We start from the raw sequence: 20,120 nt of genomic DNA, 5'->3' as shown, positions 1-20,120 counted from the left end.
TGCAGGGATTTTTCATGCCTGTCTGGGTGAGGGCAGGGCGAGGAGAGCATGATGCAAGCCCCGCCCTGGGGCGTGTCAGATCAGAAACGAACCTTCATGAACAGGGAACCGGCGTGATCTTGATTGCGACCAAACTGACCCTGGTAGTTCAAACCAAACGAGGTGCTCTTGCCGGCTTTCAGCTCCGCGCCTAATTCGGCCACGGCAGCGTTCTTGGCGATAGGTGCACCGCTGATCCGGAAACTGCTGCCGGGTAGGGCAGCAAAGGCCAGTTGACGCTCGGGTGTGGTGTCACCCATGGCATGACGCCAGCCCAAACCGGCGCTCAAAGACAGCGTTGTTTTGGATAGATCCAGTTCGGTAGTACCTCGCAGCCCCAGCGTTACTGTGCTCAGGTTCTGACGTTGTGAGTCCCCACGCAAGGCAGCTTGACCACCGGACTCGCTAAAGGAACCATGACGCAGTTGATGCCAGTTCACGCTGGCGTAAGGTTCGACGCTGGAGCGGGGGCTAACCGGCATGCGGTATCCCAATTGAGCAAAGGCTTGAATGCTGTGTGCCTTGTAGTCAGCTTTCAGCGTCTCGTACTGGTGGACTGAGATGGAGCGTTCGCTGTCCAGGCTGTGGCGGGTGTACGCGCCACCGGCCAGCAGGTTCAGACTGCCCGAACCCATTTCCCAAGCCTGTGTCCCGTACAGGGCGGCACTGTAGCTGTTGCTGCGCGAGGTCTGACGACGATCATCCAGCTTGATGCGATTTTCCAGGTAGCCCAGAGACGCACCCATGCGCCAGCCTTGCTCGCCAACAGCGGTATCGCCACCCAGAAACAGGCCATCGACTTTGTGGCGTACATCCTGACTGTTGTCGTCGCCGTCCAGATCACGTTGTTGATGGATCACTTCAGCCCACAAGACGGTGTCTTGACCTGTGGTGTTACGGGCGCCCGAGGCCTGTTTGCTCAAGGTGCGGGGCAACAGATCGCCATTGCTCAGCAGTGCAGAGGTGGTGCCAGCGTGGATCTGACCTTGCAACTGCTCCATATAGCCTGCGACCTGGCTGGACTGGGCATTGAGGACCGTGTCATACAGATCCGTCATGGCGGCAGGAGGCTGTGTGGAGCCGGTATCCAATGCTTGGGCGACAGATTTCTGATTGCCGGTATAGGCGAAGGAGGAAAAGGGCGTGTCGTTGCGCTCGACCGTCAAGGACAGGCTGGGGCCGTAGACTAAGGTCGGTGACAAGAAGGCCATGTCATAAGCGATGTGGCTGTATTGCCCGGTCACACCGTTGGTCGCATTCAGGAATGAATAGGCGACGTTCTGGCGGAAGGGGCCGCCAGCCAGTTTGAGGGTGCCGTCGATATGGGCCGTGCCACCCACTACCAAGCGATCGCTCGCGCCGCTTGAGTCAACTTCCAGCTCATGGACGGAGCCTGAATGGGCGGTGTAGTCACCACTGACAGTCAAGGTGCCAACTGAATTACCCGGAGCCAGGGTGCCGTAGTTGTCTACTTGGGTCACCGTACCAGAGCCACCTAAAGTGCCTTTGCGCTCTACGGTGATAGCGGATACCAGCGTGCCATTGACGGCCAGGCGGCCACCGCTGACGGTGGTGTCGCCGGTATAGCTGTTATTGCCGGTCAGCTCCAGAGAGCCTGAGCCACGTTTATGCAACCCCCCTATGCCGCTTATGTCATTGGCGAAGGTGGAGTGGTAGCCCAGTGTGTCTACATCGAACAGGCGGGTGAATTGTCCGGGGCCTTGTACGGCCTTGCCCACATTCAGCAGGCCCCAGCCGTAAATGCTGGGGTCACCCAGGTCGGTGGCGGTGGTCAGCAAGGTTTGTTGCAAGTGATAGGCGGTGAAGTAGGGGAAGGCTTCCTTCACCAAGGCAGCCGCCCCGGCAACGTGGGGGGCGGCCATGGAGGTCCCCCCTTTGTAGACATAGCCACCACTGGAGTTGACAGAGACAATCCCGGGATTCTCACCTCCGGGAGCGGTCAAACACCATTCAGCGGCTACACCGCATTTATTGGCGTAAGAGGCCAAGGAGCCGTCTTCATTCAAGGCGGTAACCGCTAGCCAGTTATCTTTGAGTTCAGGAAACCAGTGGGGAGAGCCGGCCAGAAAGTCAGGATGGTCTTGTGCTTCGTTGCCGGTGGCAAAGACCATCAAGGAGCCCGCTTGTACGCTGTTCTTGAAGGACTCGATAATCAGGGGCTGGGCATCTAGTGCACCTTGCGCTGAACCATACTCCAGGACATGGCAGGGTGGGTCGTAGGAGTCGCGGCAGTTATTGAGCCCCAAACTGCTATTAATAATGGGTAGTTGAAACTGGGCGAGATAATTCCAGCCCTTAGCGAGCATTTGATCCTGGATAGCCCTCATCTGTTCTGGAGTCGGTGGGGGGCCATCATCATCGTCGTCATCGTCATCGTCATCGTCACCGTCATTGATGCCGTAAGCAACGGCAAAGAGCTGGCTGTCGAAGGCGACGCCGTGCATGCCCGTACCATCGCGTCTAGCGCCGATAATGCCGGCAACATGACTGCCGTGTCCGGAAGGGTCGCCGTTATCGGCGCCTTGGCCATTCGCATAGGGGGTGTCTGTCATGAAATTAAAGCCGCCTGCAATGGCACCGGCAAACTCAGGGTGCGAAGCCCCAATACCCGAATCCAGATAGCCGACCGTCACGCCTTTGCCGGTAAAGCCAAGTGAATAGGCTTTGGCCGCATTGATCATGTCCAGGCCAGGCTGACGTTTGTACTCTTTGGTGCGCCATTGCTCCAGGCTGTTGTCAGGCGCCGCATAGGCGATACCCGGCAAGGCAAGGCTGAGCAAAGCCATCTGCACCCGCAGATAGGTGCTGCGTTTCTTGTTCGACATCTCTTCCTCTCTTGGGCTTTTTATATGTGGCGGCAATTCGTTGCGAAAGTTTGCCGTTGATATCCTTGAGACATATTTAACGGCATGGCCGTTTAATCTTGTTCTTATGGGCCGATATGTCGTCGAGGTCGTGCTCTATTAAGCGGCTCCAGCATGTCTGTGCATCGCCGAGATTTTTCATGCCTGCTTATTTTGTTGCGAAGATGGTGACTGAGCGAGGCAGCCACCACCTTGCAGCTGCCTTGCTTAGAAGCGAACCTTCATGAACAGAGATCCGGCGTGGTCCTGGTTGCGGCCAAACTGTCCTTGGTAGTTCAGGCCGAAGGAGGTGCTTTTGCCGGCTTTCAGCTCAGCACCCAATTCGGCTACGGCGGCGTTCTTGGCGATAGGCGCACCGCTGACATGGAAGTTGCTGCCGGGCAGGGCGGCAAAGGCCAGTTCACGTTCGGGGGCGGTGTCACCCAAGGCATGACGCCAGCCCAAGCCAGCACTTAAGGACAATGTGGTTTTGGACAGATCCAGCTCGGTGGTGCCACGCAGGCCCAGCGTTACTGTGCTCAGGTTCTGACGTTGCGAGTCACCACGCAAAGCGGCTTGGCCACCGGATTCGCTGAAGGAGCCGTGACGCAGTTGATGCCAGTTCACGCTGGCGTAGGGCTCGACGCTGGAGCGGGGGCTGACGGGCATGCGGTAACCCAACTGGGCAAAAGCTTGAATGCTATGCGCCTTGTAGTCGGCTTTCAGGGTCTCGTACTGGTGAATGGAGATGGAGCGTTCGCTGTCCAGGCTGTGGCGGGTGTACGCGCCACCGGCCAGCAGGTTCAGACTGCCCGAACCCATTTCCCACGCTTGGGTTCCGTATAGAGCGGCGCTGTAGCTGTTGCTACGCGAAGTCTGACGGTGATCATCCAGCTTGATGCGGTTTTCCAAATAGCCCAAGGAGGCACCCATGCGCCATCCTTGTTCGCCAAGAGCGGTATCGCCACCCAGGAACAGGCCGCCGACTTTATGGCGTACATCCTGGCTGTTGTCGTCACCGTCCAGATCACGTTGTTGATGGATGACCTCAGCCCACAAAACAGTATCTTTCCCCGTTGCATTACGGGCACCAGCCGCCTGTTTGCCCAAGGTACGTGGCAGTAGGTCGCCATTGCCGAGCAATGCGGAAGTCGTGCCTGCATGGATCTGACCTTGCAGTTGCTCCATATAGCCTGCCACGCTATCGGATTGGGCATTGAGCACCGTGTCATACAGCTCGGCCATAGCGGCCGGAGGTTGATCCGACCCAGTGTCCAAGGCATTGGCCACGGCTTTCTGGTTCCCTGTATTGGCAAACGTGGCAAACGGCGTGTCATTACGCTTGATCATCAAGGACAGACTGGGGCCGTAAAGCAGAGTAGGCGACAAGAAAGCCATGTCGTATGTAATGTGGCTGTACTGACCTGTCACACCATTGGCTGCATCCAGAAAGGAGTAAGCCACGTTCTGACGGAAGGGGCCACCGGCCAGCTTCAGGGTGCCGTCGATATGGGCAGCACCACCGACAACCAGACGATCTGTTGCACCTGCAGGACCGACCTCCAGCTCATGCACTGAGCCAGCATAGGCAATGTAGTCGCCGCTGACGGTCAGTGTGCCAACCGAATTGCCTGGAGCCAGGGTGCCATAGTTGTCGACTTGAGCGACGGTACCGGAACCGCCCAGCGTTCCCTCACGTTCGACGGTCACGGCAGAGGCCAGTGTGCCATTGACGGCCAGACGACCTGCGCTGACGGTGGTGTCGCCGGTATAGCTGTTATTGCCGGTCAGCTCCAGAGAGCCGGAACCGCGTTTGTGCAGACCGCCCGTGCCGCTGATGTCATTGGCGAAAGTGGAGTTGTAGCCTAGCGTATCCACATCGAACAGGCGGGTGAATTGTCCGGGGCCTTGCACGGCCTTACCCACATTCATCAGGCCCCAGCCGTAAATGGACGGATCGCCCATGGAGGTCGCAGTGGTCAGCAAGGTTTGTTGCAGGTGATAGGCGGTGAAGTAGGGAAAGGCCTCTTTGACGAGCGCAGCCGCGCCCGCAACGTGGGGGGAGGCCATGGAGGTGCCGCTCAGGTGGGCGTAGCCACCGCCTGAGTTGACTGAGTTAATGCCGGGGGCGTGGCCGCCTCCCGGTGCCGCCAGACACCATTCAGCCGCTACACCGCATTTATTGGCATAGGAGGCCAGATTGCCTTTTTCATCCAAGGCCGTGACGGCCAGCCAATTGTCTTTCAGTTCGGGAAACCAGTAGGGCGAACCGGCCAGCAGGTCGGGGTGGTCTTGGGCTTCATTGCCGGTGGCAAACACCATCAGGGTGCCCGCTTGTGCACTGTTTTTGAAGGCGTCAATAATTAATGGCTGCCAGTCCAGAGCGCCTTGTGCCGAGCCATAATCTACAACATGGCAAGGTGGAGCGTACGACTTGGCACAGTCGTTGACTCCCAAGCTGCTATTAATAATGGGCAGTTTGAACTGCGCCAGGTAGTTCCAGCCTTGGGAGGCAAGCCGATCAAAGTGGGCTGCGGCTTCTTCTCGAGTAGGTTCGGTGTCATCGTCATCATCATCGTCGTCATCATCGGGCTCTCCGTAGGCGACAGGAAACAGAGAGCTGTTAAATGCAACGCCGTGCATCCCCAAGCCATCACGACGTGCACCGACAATTCCAGCAACGTGAGTGCCATGGCCCGGCGCATCGTCCGAGTCCACTCCTTGGCTATTGGTATAGGGAGTATGGGTGTTGAAGTCAAAACCCCCGACAAGTGCGCCCGCAAATTCGGGGTGGGTGGCAGCAATGCCCGTGTCCAGGATGCCGACTGTTACGCCCCTGCCAGTAAAGCCCAGCGAGTAGGCTTTGGCGGCATTGATCATGTCCAGGCCAGGCTGACGTTTGTATTCTTTGGTGCGCCACTGCGCCAGCGAGCCATCTGGTTCGGCATGGGCGAGACCTGGAAAAACCAGGCTCAGTAAAGCCATTTGCACCAGCACATAGGTGCTGCGTTTCTTGTTCGACATCTCTTTCTCTCCTGGGGGTTTTTCTACGCTTGGCGGCAACGCGTTGTGAGTTCGTGTTGTCGAATGCGTTGCACGCCATTTAAGGTCGTAGCTGTTGAATCTTATAGCGGCCAAATTTACGTTTTGTCATGCTTGGCGTTTGAAACAAGCGAAAACGTGCGACGGTGTTGGGAGAGCCAGGAAAGTGAGTGGCGATTTATCTGGTGCGAGGGGCGTTTAATTGGTGCTTGGATTTCCTTGCCTGGAAATCAGCTAGTGACGATTTTGTTGCAAGGCCAGCAACATTCTGGAGACGGCGCACACCCTGCAATGGGTGAAGGCACCCTGGCTTGTCGTTGTTTTAAGGTGTTTTGATGTGGCTATTGGCTGGAGCGGGACTCCAGCGCCTTCGAGGCTGGCTATGATTGCAAGCCTGTGGGCCTCAATTGGCCACAGGCTCTGCCAGCAAGGCGCGTATCCATTCAGGCTTCAAGGTCCGTGCCGCTGCGAACCCAGCGATATGGCGCACTCTGACCAGATCCAGGGCAAAGAAATGGAAGTCCGTAAAGCGGCTCAAGAACTCCATGTCAGGGAAACGGGCGGTATAGGCCTGCTTGGCTTGCTCCCAGTCGGGCTGCTCGCGCTCCAGTTTACGGGCCAGCATCTGAAAGGTGACACGGGGCAAGTCATGGACGGCATCCTGACCGTGCTCGCTTTGGCCGATCATCAGGCTGGCATCGGGGCGTTGCAGTAAATAACGGGTATGAGCCGCCATTTCGCTGATGTGGATGATGATGCTGGCTTGTTCTGGGCAGATAGCAAAGGGGACGCGGGAGACCACCGGCAATCCTTGATTGCTGAGGGTTCCCAGCGCTGCCGTGCGTTCACTGCGGAGCAGGGTTTGCAGGCTGATTAGCAATGGATCATCAACAGACATAAAAACACCTATTCTGAAAAACTCTCACACTGCGCTTTGGACTTGTTGCGCCCGGAGGGCTTTCTTAACTTGCGGCGGCCCAACAGTACAAGTGCCCTAGGCCGTGTCTGCGACCTGCTCCCCGTCAAGGAGCTGTTTACAAAACAGGCCGACATAAAGCCGGCCTGTTCAAGGGGAGTGATGCGTTTGGCTTAGACCAGAACGCGCTCAATACCACCATCGTTGGCATGGCGTACGTAGTCTGCCATCCAGTTCTCGCCCAGCATGTGCTTGGCCATTTCCACCACGATGTAATCCGCATCCATCTTGGTTTCGTCCTCGTAGCGGGACAAACCTTGCAGGCAGGACGGACAGGAAGTCAGCACTTTGACTTCGCCCTGGAAGCCATCGGCGCGGACGGCATCCTGGTTCTTTTGCAGTTCTTCATGCTTGCGGAAACGGATTTGCGTGGAGATGTCGGGACGCGACACAGCCAGTGTGCCCGACTCACCACAACAACGATCTGCCTTGATGGTGCTGTCGCCCACCAGGGATTTGACTGTTTTCATGGGGTCTTGCAGCTTCATGGGGCTGTGGCAAGGATCGTGGTACATGTAGCGCACGCCTTGTACGTCTTCCAGCTTCAAGCCTTTTTCCAGCAGATATTCGTGAATGTCGATCAAGCGGCAGCCAGGGAAGATCTTGTCGAATTCGTAGCCCGCCAGCTGGTCGTAACAGGTACCACAGCTGACCACCACGGTTTTGATGTCCAGGTAGTTCAGGGTGGTGGCCATGCGATGGAACAGCACGCGGTTGTCGGTGATGATCTTTTCCGCTTTGTCGCTTTGGCCGCTGCCACGCTGCGGGTAACCACAGCACAGATAGCCAGGAGGCAGAACGGTTTGCACGCCCACATGCCAGAGCATGGCCTGGGTAGCCAGCCCCACTTGCGAGAACAAACGCTCCGAACCACAGCCGGGGAAGTAAAACACGGCTTCCGAATCCACCGAAGTGGCTGCGGGGTTGCGGATGATAGGCACGTAATCCGAGTTTTCAATATCCAGCAATTTACGGGCGGTTTGCTTGGGCAGGCCACCGGGCATCTTGCGGTTGATAAAGTGGATAACTTGTTCGCGAATAGGAGCCTTGCCAATACTGGCAGGCGGTGCGCTGACTTGCTTGCGGGCAGGAGCTGCCAGCAGATTATGAGCGGCGCGCTGGACTTTGTAGCCCACTTCAATCATGGCGGTACGCGTTGCTTTGATGACGCGTGGGTCCTTGGCGTTCAGGAAGAACATGGCCGCCGCCGAGCCCGGATTAAAGGACTTTTTGCCCATGCGGTTCAACAAGGAGCGCATTTCCATGGACACATCGCCAAAGTCGATATCCACCGGACAGGGGTTGTAGCACTTGTGGCACAGGGTGCAGTGGTCGCCCACGTCTTCAAATTCTTCCCAGTGCTTCAGGCTGATCCCGCGACGCGTTTGTTCTTCGTACAGGAAGGCTTCGATCAGCAGGGAGGTAGCCAGAATCTTGTTGCGGGGCGAGTACAGCAAGTTGGCGCGTGGCACGTGGGTGGCACAGACCGGTTTGCACTTGCCGCAGCGCAAGCAATCCTTGATGGCATGGGAGATAGAGCCGATTTCACTGCGTTGCATGATCAGCGATTCGTGACCCAGCAGATTGAAGCTGGGCGTCCAGGCGCGACTCAAATCCGCACCGGGCATCAGCTTGCCGGCGTTGAAGTGGTTGTTGGGGTCCACTTCGCGCTTGTAGTTCTGGAAAGGCTCCAGCTCTTCTTGCGTCAGGAATTCGTACTTGGTTAGACCAATACCGTGTTCGCCGGAAATGACGCCGTCCAGACTACGGGCAATCTGCATAATCCGGGCCACGGTGACATTAGCCTGCTGCAGCATGCCGTAATCGTCCGAGTTCACGGGGATGTTGGTATGCACGTTACCGTCACCGGCGTGCATGTGCAGGGCCACAAATACCCGGCTTTTCAGAACACGGTCGTGAATGGCTTGCAGCTCGGTCAGCACCGCGGCGCAATCGGCACCAGGGAAAATGTGCTCCAGGCTTTCACGGATTTCGCTCTTCCAGGAAGTGCGAATGGTGTGATCCTGCAGAAGCTGGAAGATCGAGGTGTTGGGATCTTCTTGCAGACGCGCGTCAATGGCGGCGCTATCCAGCGGCACAGCAATTTCGGCTAGATCAGCCCGCGATTCTTGCAGGGGCTTGTCCAGATTGTCTTGCAACCACTGCCAGCGCTGGCGTACGTCGCGTACGATCTGTAGCGCATCGTGGCGGCGCTCGTCCAGAATCTCTTCGCGTGTATGCTCGGCATCGCTGTGGTCTTCGATCTTGCCTACGGGCAGCGCGCCCTGCAGGAAGTCTTCCAGTTCACGGGTCAAGCGCAGCTTGTTATCCGTGGACAGTTCAATATTGATGCGTTCGATCTCTTCGGTGTACTCACCCATGCGGCGCAGGGGAATCACCACGTCTTCGTTGATCTTGAAGGCGTTGGTATGACGGGCAATGGCAGCGGTACGGGCACGGTCAGCCCAGAATTTCTTGCGGGCTTCGGCACTGACAGCCACAAAGCCTTCACCGGAGCGGCCATTGGCCAGACGCACCACTTCAGAGGCCGCAGTGGCAACGGCATCGGGGTCGTCGCCCACGATGTCGCCAATCAAGACCATCTTGGGCAGGCCATCACGCTTGCTCTTGGTGGCATAGCCCACGGCACGCAGATAGCGTTCGTCCAAGTGCTCCAGACCGGCCAGAATAGCGCCGATCCGCTTGCCTTCGCCGTTCAGGTAGTCAATGACTTCCACAATGGAGGGCACGGCCTGTTTGGCCTGGCCGAAAAACTCCATACAGACGGTACGGGTATGCGCGGGCATACGATGCAAGACCCAGCGGGCTTGCGTGATCAGGCCATCACAGCCTTCTTTTTGAATACCGGGCAGGCCAGCCAGGAATTTGTCGGTGACATCTTTGCCCAGGCCTTCCTTACGGAAACGACGGCCTTCAATGTGTAGGGTTTCGCTGCGCAGCAGTTGAGCACCGGGGGCATAACGGCCATCAAACCATTTGACCTCAAAGTGAGCCATTTCCACATCGTGGATCTTGCCCATATTGTGTTCAAGGCGGGTGACTTCCAGCCAGTTGCCCTGGGCATCAACCATGCGCCACCAGGCCAGGTTGTCCAGGGCAGTGCCCCACAATACGGCTTTTTTACCACCGGCGTTCATGGCGATATTGCCGCCCACACAGGAGGCGTCGGCCGAGGTTGGGTCTACTGCAAATACGGTACCGGCAGCTTCTGCTGCGTCAGCCACACGACGGGTAACAACACCAGCACCTGTCAAAATCGTAGTGACGGGTTCTGTCATGCCGGGCAGCGTGGATTGTTCCGGCTTGCCGATGGCATCTAGTTTTTCGGTATTGATGACCACCGAGCGCCAGCTAAGCGGAATGGCACCACCGGTATAGCCTGTACCACCTCCACGCGGGATGATGGTCAGCTTCAGTTCGATACAGGCGCGGACCAGGGCGGCCATCTCGTTTTCGTGATCAGGGGTGAGCACGACAAAGGGATATTCCACCCGCCAGTCGGTGGCATCGGTGACGTGCGAGACGCGCGACAGACCATCAAACTTGATGTTGTCCTTGGCGGTCAGGCGCGACAAAGAGCGCACGATTTGCTGGCGCAGGGCGCGGGTATCGGTAAATTCTTGCTCAAAGGCAGCTACAGCACCGCGGGCAGCGTGCAACAGGCGCAGGACCTTGGCATCGCGATCGGGAACGGCGCTATCACGGCGCTGGTCAATCTCGTTCAAGCGATGGTTCAGGGCTTCGATCAGTTGATGCTGGCGCTTGGGATTGTCCAGCAGATCGTCCTGCAGATAAGGGTTGCGCTTAACCACCCAGATATCACCCAGCACTTCAAACAGCATGCGTGCGGAGCGGCCTGTGCGGCGTTCGGAGCGGAGCTCGGACAGCTTTTCCCAGGCTTCCTCACCCAGCAGTCGCAGGATAATTTCCCGGTCTGAGTAAGAGGTGTAGTTGTAGGGGATTTCACGCAGGCGCGGCGTGTCGTTGTTGCGTGCCTGGGCGGCCAGGTGCTTGCTTGCGATGGGGGCGTTCATAGCTATAGTTGGCAAGGCCCGTCAAGGGCGGCTCAGCGAGGAGCAGAGAGGCAAAAGGCAAGTGTATACGAATCGCAGGCAGGCTGCCCCCTTACTAGAGGGCCAAGGCAGGGATAAAGAGACGTTTGCGGCCTGTTTGCAGCAAATTACCAACCGAGCTTAGGGAAAATCCATAGCAAACCGGCGGTCATGGTTATATAGCGCCCCAGTTTTCCGACAGCCATATAAAACACGCTGGGCCAAAACGGCAGGCGTAGCCAACCGGCCACGGCGCACAGCGGGTCGCCCACGACGGGCAGCCAGGACAGGAGCAGGGCGGGCGGGCCCACGCGGGTCAGCCAGCGCTGCCCTAGTTCATGCCAGCGACCCGCTGCTTTGTTTTTGGGCGTTTGCTCGTCCTCGCTGTGATGCGGGTGCTTCAGGCGCCAGGCTTCATAGGCTTTTTCCGCGCCCAGGCCAGTGGCGTAGCTGATGGCACCGCCTACGGTATTGCCTACCGTAGCAACCAGCACGGCAGGCCAGAACATCGTCGGCGCCAGGTTGATGTAGGCAAAAACAGCTGGTTCTGAACCCAGGGGGAGCAAGGTGGCCGAGACCAGACTGATGATAAAGATGGCGCTTAAACCCACTTCGGGTAAGGACAGGGCGGTCAAGAGCCAAGAAATAAGATCGGAGATCCAGGCTTGCATAGATAAAGTAGATGGTTCTCGGGAAGGGGGAATGGACGCCAGTTAGGGCATCCGCCTATGGTATTCTGTTTTTCTTCCCCGGTGAGCAGTCTCAGGCAGGGGCCTGGCACTGGCCTTGGTGGCAAACCGGCTGTTACTTGAAACTTGAATCATGTCGAACGATTACCTTAAGCGCATTCTGACCTCAAAAGTGTACGATATTGCTATCGAAACACCACTGGAACCCGCTCCTCAGGTATCGGCACGAATTAGTAACACGGTGCTGCTCAAGCGCGAAGACTATCAACCTGTTTTTAGCTTCAAGTTGCGCGGTGCCTATAACAAAATGGCCAATCTGTCGGCCGCAGAATTAAAGCGTGGCGTACTGGCGGCATCCGCGGGTAACCATGCACAAGGTGTGGCAATGTCAGCGCGCAAGCTGGGTTGTCGTGCCGTTATTGTGATGCCAACGACCACCCCGCAAGTCAAAATTGATGGCGTGCGCAATCTGGGCGGTGAAGTGGTTCTGGTAGGCGAGAGCTATTCCGATTCCTATCAGCATGCCTTGGAGCTGCAAAAGAGCGAAGGCCTGACCTTTGTGCATCCTTTTGACGACCCCGATGTCATCGCTGGGCAGGGCACAGTGGCTATGGAAATCCTCCAGCAGCATCCCGGCCCGATTGAAGCCGTGTTTGTGGCGATTGGGGGCGGCGGTCTGGCTGCAGGGGTGGCTACCTACATCAAGGCCCTGCGCCCAGAGATCAAAGTGATCGGCGTGCAGACCGAGGATTCCTGTGCCATGGTGCGCAGTATCAAGGCTGGCCGCCGCGTGAACTTGTCGGACGTTGGCCTGTTTTCTGATGGCACGGCCGTCAAGCAAGTGGGGTTGGAAACCTTCCGTCTGGTGCGTCAGTATGTGGATGACTTTGTCATTGTCGATACAGACGCCATCTGCGCGGCAATCAAAGATGTGTTTCAGGATTCGCGTAGCGTACTGGAGCCTGCTGGTGCCTTGGCCTTGGCTGGTGCCAAGCGCTATGCCGCCCAACATAAGCTCAAGAACAAGACACTGATTGCGGTGACGTCTGGCGCCAACATGAACTTTGACCGTATGCGCATGGTGGCAGACCGTGCGGATGTGGGTCAGGCTCGTGAGGCCCTGTTCGCCCTGACGATTCCCGAGGCCAAAGGCAGCTTCCGCCGCCTGTGTGATGCCCTGGGTACGCGTTCGGTGACCGAGTTTAACTACCGCATGTCCAACCCTGAAAAGGCGCATGTCTTTGTGGGGCTGTCGATTTCCTCGGAAGCGGAGATCGAAAAACTGGAAGAGCGTTTTGTAAAGAAAGGCTTTGGCACCCTGAATCTGACGGGCAATGAACTGGCAAAGACCCATGTACGCCATATGGTGGGCGGGGTGTCCAGCCAGGCAACGGACGAAGTCCTGCTGCGTTTTGAGTTTCCAGAGCGCCCCGGTGCCTTGCGTAAATTCCTGTCCAGCATGAATCAGGACTGGAATATCAGCTTGTTCCACTATCGTAACCAGGGGGACGACTACGGCCGTATCTTGATCGGTATTCAGGTGCCGTCTGCCGATAAAAAGGAATTCAAAGCCTTTTTGGGTAATCTTGGCTACCCACACTGGGACGAGACAGATAACCCCGCCTACAAGCTGTTTCTGTAATTTGGCAGATGGCGCGATAGCTGAAGAGCTTCGCGTCAGACAGCGCGGAAGCATTCCGTCCGGAACCTGAACAACACCCCAAACATCGGATTTTTTCCAGTTTTTGGGGTGTTTTCTATGGCGATTCAGAAATGGATGGCGCGCCCTTGTTTGAGCTTAGTAATTGAAGCGCATTTTTTGTATGGGCGAATGGGATCAGGTCTTATATGGCCCTAATCCAGAGGGTAAGGCCTTAGGCGCGGTCCATGCATTGTGCGCAAGCCTTCCGCAAGCTTTCCAAGCTGTCATTTAAGCGCGTAAACGCTTGTTCCTGACGCGTAGCCAGAGCATGTGCTTGCTCTAGTGTTATCACTTCAAAACCTAGATTCTGACCCGGTAAACGCTGTGCGATTTGCGCCAAATCCACGCTGGCAAGCTGGCCGATGCGAGGGTAGCCGCCGGTGGTTTGTCGGTCGGCCATCAACACAATAGGCTGGCCGTCGTTGGGAACCTGAATCGTGCCAAAGCAGGTGGGGGCGGACAGCAGTTCTTTGGGGGTTTTGCGCTGCAGGGGCTGGCCTTCCAGGCGGTAACCCATGCGCTCTGATGCCGGGCTGATACGGTAGCTTTGGCTTTGAAATAGAGCCAGTGATTCGTCGGTAAACAAATCGGCTTGATCCAGAATGACGCGCACGCGCTCTCGGGGAGCTAATGCCAAGGCAGCTGGCATGTAGATGCGCAGTTCATCCAGTTCGGCCTGTAGTCGGTTCAGTGCGGTTTCGTCATCAGGCAGTGGCTGGGCCAGCTGAATCTGGTCGCCTTTTTTCAAGGCGCGGCCTTCAAAACCACCCAGGCCGACCCGCATATGGGTACTTTGGCTGCCCAGCAGGGACTCGACCTGGAAGCCGCCGTAGATAGACAAATAAGTGCGAGCGCCATGATTGGGTTTGGCTGCCTGCAAGTTCAGTGTTTGCCCGGCGCGGGCCAGTGTAGGGCGCAAGACCGCGACTGCTTGGTCGTCCAACGTGGCGTTCATATCCGCGCCTGTCAGAACAAACAAGGCGGGTTCATCAAAACGCAGGCTGGGGCCTTGCAGAGTGATTTCCAGGCTGGCCAGATCCTGCGCTGCAGAATTACCCGCCAGCAAATGGGCCAGACGGTGAGCGCGCTCATCCATGGCACCGCTGGGGGAGACCCCCAGGTGTTGATGCCCATAACGGCCTCGGTCTTGCAGGCTGCTCATCATGCCTGGTTTGAGGATATGCACCGTCATGCAGGTGTCCAGTGATCGAACTGTTCGTGGGGCAGCGACACAAAGCGGACTTGATCGCCAGGGGCGAGCAGGGCAGCAGGGGAGCGCCGGGCATCGAACAAGTTAACCGGCGAGCGGCCAATTAAATGCCAGCCACCGGGCGATTCGTTGGGATAAATAATGGTTTGCTGGTTGGCAATCGCTACCGAGCCTTTGGGCAGCACCGTGCGCGGTGTGGCGCGGCGCGGCACATTAAGCTGCTCGGGCAAAATCCCCACATAGGGAGCGCCGGGAGCAAAGCCCACCATGAATACCAACTGCACTTGACTGCTGTGCAGCTCAATGACTTGTTCCTGACTTAGTCCCAATTGTTCGGCAATGGCAGGCAGGTCAGGGCCGAAGGGGCCGCCGTAGCAAACCGGAATATCCACCAAGGCACCAGGGGCGGCTTGATCGGTGCTGGCATCGAGCTCGGCCAGCGCCTGATGAACATAGTCGTGCAAGCGTGCCAACTGGTCGCTGCTGCCATCCGGGTAGAAATGGATAGCGACTGCCGTAAAGCTGGGGACCAGATCACTGATACAGGCCGGTGCCTGGGCGCGCAGCAGTCGCGCTGCGCGCGTGCAACGTAAACCGGTTTCCAAGGAGAGTTCACCACTGAACTGCACCAGCAGGCAGCGGTCGCCTTGTTCAGTCAGTTGCCAGGACTTGTGCATCGTTATTTGGCAAAAAGCGAGTCCAGGCTATTGAAGGCCTTGAACTCCAGGGCGTTGCCAGACGGGTCCATGAAGAACATGGTGGCTTGTTCGCCGGGTTCGCCTTTGAAGCGGATGTAGGGCTCGATCACGAATTTGGTGCCAGCGGCGACCAGCTTGTCGGCTAGGGTTTGCCAGGTGGGCATGTCCAGCACGACGCCAAAATGGCGCACAGGAACGTTGTGCGCATCGACGGCGCTGGTGGCGTTGCTGCCACACTCGGAAGGGGCCAAGTGGGCCACGATCTGGTGGCCGTAGAAATTGAAGTCAATCCACTGATCAGAGGATCGGCCTTCGGGACAGCCCAGTGTCTGTCCATAGAACTGGCGTGCAACGGCCAGATCATGGACCGGAAAAGCCAGGTGGAAAGGGCGCAGCTCGTTGGTATTGGACATGCTTGGCTCCTGTGCGGCGTAAGGCCGCCAACGTGGTCTTCAGAGCCGTTAATTGTAGGGCCAAATTCGGCTCTACAGGTCTTAGCTGTCCTGGAGTCGAACCCGGCTCTTGGGGAAACGCAACATAAATACGCTGCCTACGCCCAGACGACTCTGAATCTGCAGGTCCGCGTTATGTCGCACGATAATGTGTTTGGTAATGGCTAGACCCAAGCCTGTGCCGCCGGTGGAGCGCGAACGGCCCTTATCAACCCGGTAAAAACGTTCGGTCAAACGGGGAATGTCCTGGGCGGCAATACCGATGCCTGTGTCCTGCACCGAATAACAGGCTTCACCGCTGTCGTTCAAGTACCACCGTACGGTGATGGTGCCGTCCTTGGGGGTATAGCGCACCGCATTGGTAATCAAGTTGGAGACCGCCGAGCTTAATTCGGTTTCCATGCCCTGAATGGCTAATTGCGGGTCTATTTCGGTGACAAAGCTGTGTTGCCCGCCTGAAATAGCCTCGCCTTGTTTCAGCGCACTCAGAATCAATTGGCTTACCTGCACGGTCTCGCCCTCGACGGTAGGGGAGGATTCGAGTGTCGACAGCGTCAGCAAGTCCGAAACAATAGACTGCATGTGACGGGTCTGTTCCAGCATCATTTGTTCATAGCGCTGGCGCTGCTCTTGGGGCAGGCTTTCGGGCGGCAGGTCTTGCAGGGTCTCCAGAAAACCCAGCAACACGGTCAAAGGGGTGCGTAATTCGTGCGAGACATTGGCGACAAAGTCTTTACGGGTGGTTTCCAGCATTTCCATCTGGGTGACGTCACGGGTCACGATCAGGAATTGGCCCAGTCCGTAAGGCGTCAATTGCAACAGCAAGGAGCGCTCGCGGCCGTCTTTGCCCAGGTGCAGCAGCAAAGGGCCATCCCATTGAGCTTGCCGCGCATAACGTGAAAACTCGGGTTCGCGCAAAATATTGAAGATGCTGTGGTGCCGGTCTGTCGCCAGATTCAAACCTATGTGTTCACAGGCTGTCTGGTTGCACCATTGCAGCTCCATTTCCCCGTTCAGGGTAATGGCGCCATCAGGCAGGGCCTCGGCCGCCATCATGATGCCGTCTACGTAGCGGTTCAGATCTTGAATTTCCTGCCGGTCGCGTCGCAATTGGCGGTAAATGGGGGCCAGAATGGCGTCCCAGGGGCCGACAGCGGGGGGCGGTGGGTCGGTCAGATTGCGGGTCCAGCGTGCCACGCGAGACAATTGCACGGTGCTGATGACAATCAGCATCAGCAGGCCACCGCAAAACAAAGCCAGACCGATAGATGGCCCAAGCCACCAGCCGATCAAGCTGCCCAGAAGGGCCCAAATAACAATAGACGTGAATATGCTGAACATGGGATCAGGCGTTAGGCGCCTTTTCCAGTGGGGAAAGGGCAAAACGATAGCCTGAGCCACGAATCGTTTCAATATGTTTATCGTGTCCGCTAGGCTCCAGCGCCTTGCGCAAGCGACGGATATGGACATCAACCGTACGTTCTTCGACAAACACGTGATCGCCCCAGACCTGATCCAGCAATTGGGAGCGGGTAAAGACGCGCTCGGTATGGGTCATGAAAAAATGCAGCAAACGAAATTCGGTGGGGCCGATGGTCAGCGCCATGCCCTGGCTGGACAGACGGTGTGTGCTGGGGTCCAGCTGCAAGTTGCTGATAGCAATGACATCATCGGTCAACTGGGGCGCGCGGCGGCGCAACACAGCCTTGATGCGGGCAATCAGCTCTTTGGGCGAGAAAGGTTTGGTGATGTAGTCATCCGCACCGGCTTCCAGGCCGTCTACCTTGTCTTGCTCCGAGCCCTTAGCTGTCAGCATGATGACCGGGATATGGCGAGTACGCTCGTCCGAGCGCAGCTTGCGGGCCAGATTGATACCCGAAGAGCCGGGCAGCATCCAGTCCACCAGAATCAAATCTGGCAGTTCTGCACGGATAAGGATCTGGGCTTGTTCGGCATCGAAGGCGCGCAGCACTTTATGGCCGGCAAAGGACAGGTTGACGGAAATCAGCTCCTGGATCGCTGGCTCATCTTCCACAACTAATATGCTTGTACTCATTGTTAGCTTCAGACTGGTCCGATAAAAAATAAAAGATGGTCAGGCAGGCGGTGGGTATGGTCCTGAAGGGGCCGGGCTGTCGATCTGACAAAGCTCTTTCAAGGCAATACCGGGGCGCTGAATCATCCCTGACTGCACGTAATAGCGCCATCATATGGCGTTAATGTTTCAGGTTTGTGAACGTCCATAAATGGGCGGCTACCAGCGGGTGGGATTTTCGTTTCTGTACCGGGAAATCTGCGTTACGATTATGCCACTATGGAAAAACAGCGCCCTCAACACTCCTCCGCCCAGAACGACGACACGCATTTCGGCTTTCAAACCGTTGCTGAAAGCGAAAAAGCCGGCAAAGTTGCCCAGGTTTTTCATTCGGTCGCTAATAACTACGACGTGATGAACGACTTGATGTCGGGTGGTCTGCACCGTATCTGGAAAGCCTTCACCATCGGGCGTGCCGCTGTGCGCCCTGGCATGAAGGTGTTGGATATTGCAGCAGGAACGGGCGATTTGACCAAAACCTTTGCGCGTCAGGCAGGTGCTGATGGCGAGGTCTGGCATACCGATATCAATAGCTCCATGTTGCGCGTGGGCCGGGATCGTTTGCAGGACAGGGGCATTATTACGCCCGTTGCGGTCTGTGATGCCGAGCACCTGCCTTTTCCGGATGCGTATTTTGACCGCGTGTCAGTGGCCTTTGGCTTGCGCAATATGACGCACAAAGACCGCGCCCTGGCTGAAATGAAGCGGGTGCTGCGCCCCGGCGGCAAATTGCTGGTGCTGGAGTTCTCTCGTGTGGCCAAGCCCTTGCGAGCTCCCTACGACTGGTATTCCTTTAATGTTCTGCCCCGTATTGGCAAGCTGGTGGCCAAGGACGAGGAGAGCTACCGCTATCTGGCTGAATCCATTCGCATGCACCCTGATCAGGACACCTTGGCTGACATGATGCGCGAAGTGGGTCTGGAGCGAGTTCAATACTTCAATCTGACAGCTGGCGTGGCCGCGCTGCACGAAGGCATTCGCCTGGATTGATGCTAGGCGTCCCCCTTTCTATAACAGCGGCACCTTCTGGTGCCGTTCGTTTTTCGTCTGTAATTAAGGGTAAAAAAAACATGGTGCATGAGAAGTTGTCATGTTAATGTTCAGCTTATCGTAAGTTTTCTTGAATAATCGACTGGGATGGCATTGCCTGGGAATAAACCCCCTCTCTGTAAGCGCCCATCACGGTCAGGAGTTTTTGACTATGTCCCAACGGCTTTCTCGTTACTTCATGGCTGCTGTGCTGGCTTTTAGCACCGGCGCGTTGCTGACCGTTTCCTACGATGCGGAAGCACGGCGCATGGGCGGTGGCTCCAGCTTTGGTCGACAGTCTTCCAACATCACCACCAACCGTTCTGCTGCAACGCCTCCAGCTGCCGCGAATAATGCAACACGTTCGGCCGCTCCTGCTGCTGGCGCCGCTGCTGCCGGTACGGCGGCCAAGTCGGGCATGTCCCGTTTCCTGGGCCCGATCGCCGGTATTGCCGCTGGTTTGGGTATTGCTGCTTTGCTCTCCAGCATGGGTCTGGGCGGCGCTTTCCTGGAAATGATGTCTAGCCTCTTGCTGATTGGTCTGGTGATTTTCGCCGTATTGTTCATCGTACGTCGTCTGCGTGGTTCGGCGGCTCGTCCTGCCATGCAACAGGCCGGTGGCCAGTCCATGATGCGTAATGCGGACCCCGCTCCTAGCCCATGGCAACAGCCTCAGGCTGCGCCGGCTCCTATGCCTGCTGCCGCTCCTGCTGCACAGCCCGCTGCGGTGGCCGCTGTTCCAGCACCGCCAGTAGACGAAAGCTGGTTCATTCCTGGTGACTTTGATACCCCTACGTTCCTGGCCAATGCCAAGACTCAGTTTGTGGAAATCCAGAAACTGTGGGACAAGGGCGATGTGGAACAACTGCGTACCTTCTTGACAGACGATCTGCTCAAAGAAGCCGCGCCTCAGATTGCACAGCGCCAGGGCGATAACGTCACCCAAATCGTGCTGCTCAATGCTGAACTGCTGGGCATCGAAAAAGTGGCTGATGGTCACCTGGCCAGCGTTCGTTACTCGGGCATGCTGCGCGAAGAAGAGGGTGCAGAAGCCTTCCGCTTTGAAGAGGTCTGGAATCTGTTCAAGGCCGACGGTGCCGGTTGGATGTTGGCTGGTATTCAGCAAATCCCGGTTGACCCCAACGCTTAATTCTTATCTATACAGACAGCCGCCTTGTTCATCAGGCGGCTGTTCTGTTATGAGCGCACTCGTTTCGCCGTGATCCCATTTGCCCGTGTTCCTTTAGCCTC

13 protein-coding genes are annotated in these 20,120 nt (G+C 57.1%); 3 read left to right on the top strand and 10 right to left on the bottom strand.

Going from position 1 to position 20,120, the window contains the following annotated elements; genetic code table 11:
- Nucleotides 1-80: 80 nt before the first annotated feature.
- From IE156_RS10805 to IE156_RS10785, 5 genes are all read right to left on the bottom strand, one after another.
- Nucleotides 81-2,885 (bottom strand): autotransporter domain-containing protein, encoded by a 2,805-nt coding sequence (locus IE156_RS10805; RefSeq protein ID WP_189392543.1) that lies wholly within the window; start codon nt 2,883-2,885, stop codon nt 81-83.
- A 246-nt stretch (nt 2,886-3,131) separates the two neighbouring features.
- Nucleotides 3,132-5,927, bottom strand: coding sequence for an autotransporter domain-containing protein (locus tag IE156_RS10800; protein ID WP_189392542.1), 2,796 nt, complete (start codon nt 5,925-5,927; stop codon nt 3,132-3,134).
- A 421-nt stretch (nt 5,928-6,348) separates the two neighbouring features.
- Nucleotides 6,349-6,843: a HugZ family pyridoxamine 5'-phosphate oxidase gene (locus tag IE156_RS10795; protein ID WP_189392541.1), complete on the bottom strand. Its 495-nt coding sequence runs from the start codon at nt 6,841-6,843 to the stop codon at nt 6,349-6,351.
- A 191-nt stretch (nt 6,844-7,034) separates the two neighbouring features.
- Nucleotides 7,035-10,976 (bottom strand): DUF3683 domain-containing protein, encoded by a 3,942-nt coding sequence (locus IE156_RS10790; RefSeq protein ID WP_189392540.1) that lies wholly within the window; start codon nt 10,974-10,976, stop codon nt 7,035-7,037.
- A 146-nt stretch (nt 10,977-11,122) separates the two neighbouring features.
- Nucleotides 11,123-11,665 carry a YqaA family protein gene (locus IE156_RS10785; protein WP_189392539.1) on the bottom strand — a complete coding sequence of 181 codons (543 nt, stop codon included), beginning with the start codon at nt 11,663-11,665 and terminating at the stop codon, nt 11,123-11,125.
- A gap of 151 nt (nt 11,666-11,816) precedes the next feature.
- Between IE156_RS10785 and ilvA the strand changes: the two genes are divergently transcribed.
- Nucleotides 11,817-13,325 carry a threonine ammonia-lyase, biosynthetic gene (ilvA, locus tag IE156_RS10780; protein WP_189392538.1) on the top strand — a complete coding sequence of 503 codons (1,509 nt, stop codon included), beginning with the start codon at nt 11,817-11,819 and terminating at the stop codon, nt 13,323-13,325.
- Nucleotides 13,326-13,557: 232 nt separating this feature from the next.
- Here the strand turns inward: ilvA and IE156_RS10775 are convergent, their stop codons facing one another.
- The 5 genes from IE156_RS10775 to phoB all read right to left on the bottom strand — a co-directional run bounded on the left by IE156_RS10775 (nt 13,558) and on the right by phoB (nt 17,801).
- A complete protein-coding gene (locus tag IE156_RS10775) occupies nt 13,558-14,577 on the bottom strand; it encodes a 5-oxoprolinase subunit C family protein (RefSeq protein WP_189392537.1) in 1,020 nt (339 codons plus the stop codon).
- Nucleotides 14,574-15,272: a 5-oxoprolinase subunit PxpB gene (gene pxpB, locus IE156_RS10770; protein ID WP_189392536.1), complete on the bottom strand. Its 699-nt coding sequence runs from the start codon at nt 15,270-15,272 to the stop codon at nt 14,574-14,576. The genes IE156_RS10775 and pxpB overlap by 4 nt, the downstream gene beginning before the upstream one ends.
- Nucleotides 15,273-15,274: 2 nt before the next feature.
- Nucleotides 15,275-15,706 (bottom strand): VOC family protein, encoded by a 432-nt coding sequence (locus IE156_RS10765; RefSeq protein WP_153231128.1) that lies wholly within the window; start codon nt 15,704-15,706, stop codon nt 15,275-15,277.
- 81 nt (nt 15,707-15,787) lie between these two features.
- Nucleotides 15,788-17,086: a phosphate regulon sensor histidine kinase PhoR gene (phoR, locus tag IE156_RS10760; RefSeq protein ID WP_189392535.1), complete on the bottom strand. Its 1,299-nt coding sequence runs from the start codon at nt 17,084-17,086 to the stop codon at nt 15,788-15,790.
- Between the two features lie 4 nt (nt 17,087-17,090).
- A complete protein-coding gene (gene phoB / locus IE156_RS10755) occupies nt 17,091-17,801 on the bottom strand; it encodes a phosphate regulon transcriptional regulator PhoB (RefSeq protein WP_189392534.1) in 711 nt (236 codons plus the stop codon).
- Nucleotides 17,802-18,059: 258 nt separating this feature from the next.
- Here phoB and ubiE point away from each other — a divergent pair, with 258 nt between their 5' ends.
- Both ubiE and IE156_RS10745 read left to right on the top strand, forming a co-directional pair.
- Nucleotides 18,060-18,830 (top strand): bifunctional demethylmenaquinone methyltransferase/2-methoxy-6-polyprenyl-1,4-benzoquinol methylase UbiE, encoded by a 771-nt coding sequence (gene ubiE / locus IE156_RS10750; RefSeq protein ID WP_189392533.1) that lies wholly within the window; start codon nt 18,060-18,062, stop codon nt 18,828-18,830.
- 211 nt (nt 18,831-19,041) lie between these two features.
- Nucleotides 19,042-20,019 carry a Tim44 domain-containing protein gene (locus IE156_RS10745; RefSeq protein ID WP_189392532.1) on the top strand — a complete coding sequence of 326 codons (978 nt, stop codon included), beginning with the start codon at nt 19,042-19,044 and terminating at the stop codon, nt 20,017-20,019.
- Nucleotides 20,020-20,120: the final 101 nt, after the last annotated feature.

The sequence above is a fragment of the Alcaligenes pakistanensis genome, assembly GCF_014652815.1.
Lineage (GTDB): Bacteria > Pseudomonadota > Gammaproteobacteria > Burkholderiales > Burkholderiaceae_B > Alcaligenes > Alcaligenes pakistanensis.
The sequence above is the reverse complement of the archived record's forward strand: the minus strand, read 5'-3'. Positions and strand labels throughout refer to the sequence as shown.

Coding starts and splice junctions, on each gene's coding strand:
- IE156_RS10790 (WP_189392540.1), bottom strand. CDS start 10,976: ATGAACGCCCCCATCGCAAGCAAGCACCTGGCCGCCCAGGCACGCAAC.
- IE156_RS10785 (WP_189392539.1), bottom strand. CDS start 11,665: ATGCAAGCCTGGATCTCCGATCTTATTTCTTGGCTCTTGACCGCCCTG.
- ubiE (WP_189392533.1), top strand. CDS start 18,060: ATGGAAAAACAGCGCCCTCAACACTCCTCCGCCCAGAACGACGACACG.
- ilvA (WP_189392538.1), top strand. CDS start 11,817: ATGTCGAACGATTACCTTAAGCGCATTCTGACCTCAAAAGTGTACGAT.
- IE156_RS10800 (WP_189392542.1), bottom strand. CDS start 5,927: ATGTCGAACAAGAAACGCAGCACCTATGTGCTGGTGCAAATGGCTTTA.
- IE156_RS10765 (WP_153231128.1), bottom strand. CDS start 15,706: ATGTCCAATACCAACGAGCTGCGCCCTTTCCACCTGGCTTTTCCGGTC.
- IE156_RS10795 (WP_189392541.1), bottom strand. CDS start 6,843: ATGTCTGTTGATGATCCATTGCTAATCAGCCTGCAAACCCTGCTCCGC.
- phoR (WP_189392535.1), bottom strand. CDS start 17,086: ATGTTCAGCATATTCACGTCTATTGTTATTTGGGCCCTTCTGGGCAGC.
- IE156_RS10805 (WP_189392543.1), bottom strand. CDS start 2,885: ATGTCGAACAAGAAACGCAGCACCTATCTGCGGGTGCAGATGGCTTTG.
- IE156_RS10745 (WP_189392532.1), top strand. CDS start 19,042: ATGTCCCAACGGCTTTCTCGTTACTTCATGGCTGCTGTGCTGGCTTTT.
- IE156_RS10775 (WP_189392537.1), bottom strand. CDS start 14,577: ATGACGGTGCATATCCTCAAACCAGGCATGATGAGCAGCCTGCAAGAC.
- phoB (WP_189392534.1), bottom strand. CDS start 17,801: ATGAGTACAAGCATATTAGTTGTGGAAGATGAGCCAGCGATCCAGGAG.
- pxpB (WP_189392536.1), bottom strand. CDS start 15,272: ATGCACAAGTCCTGGCAACTGACTGAACAAGGCGACCGCTGCCTGCTG.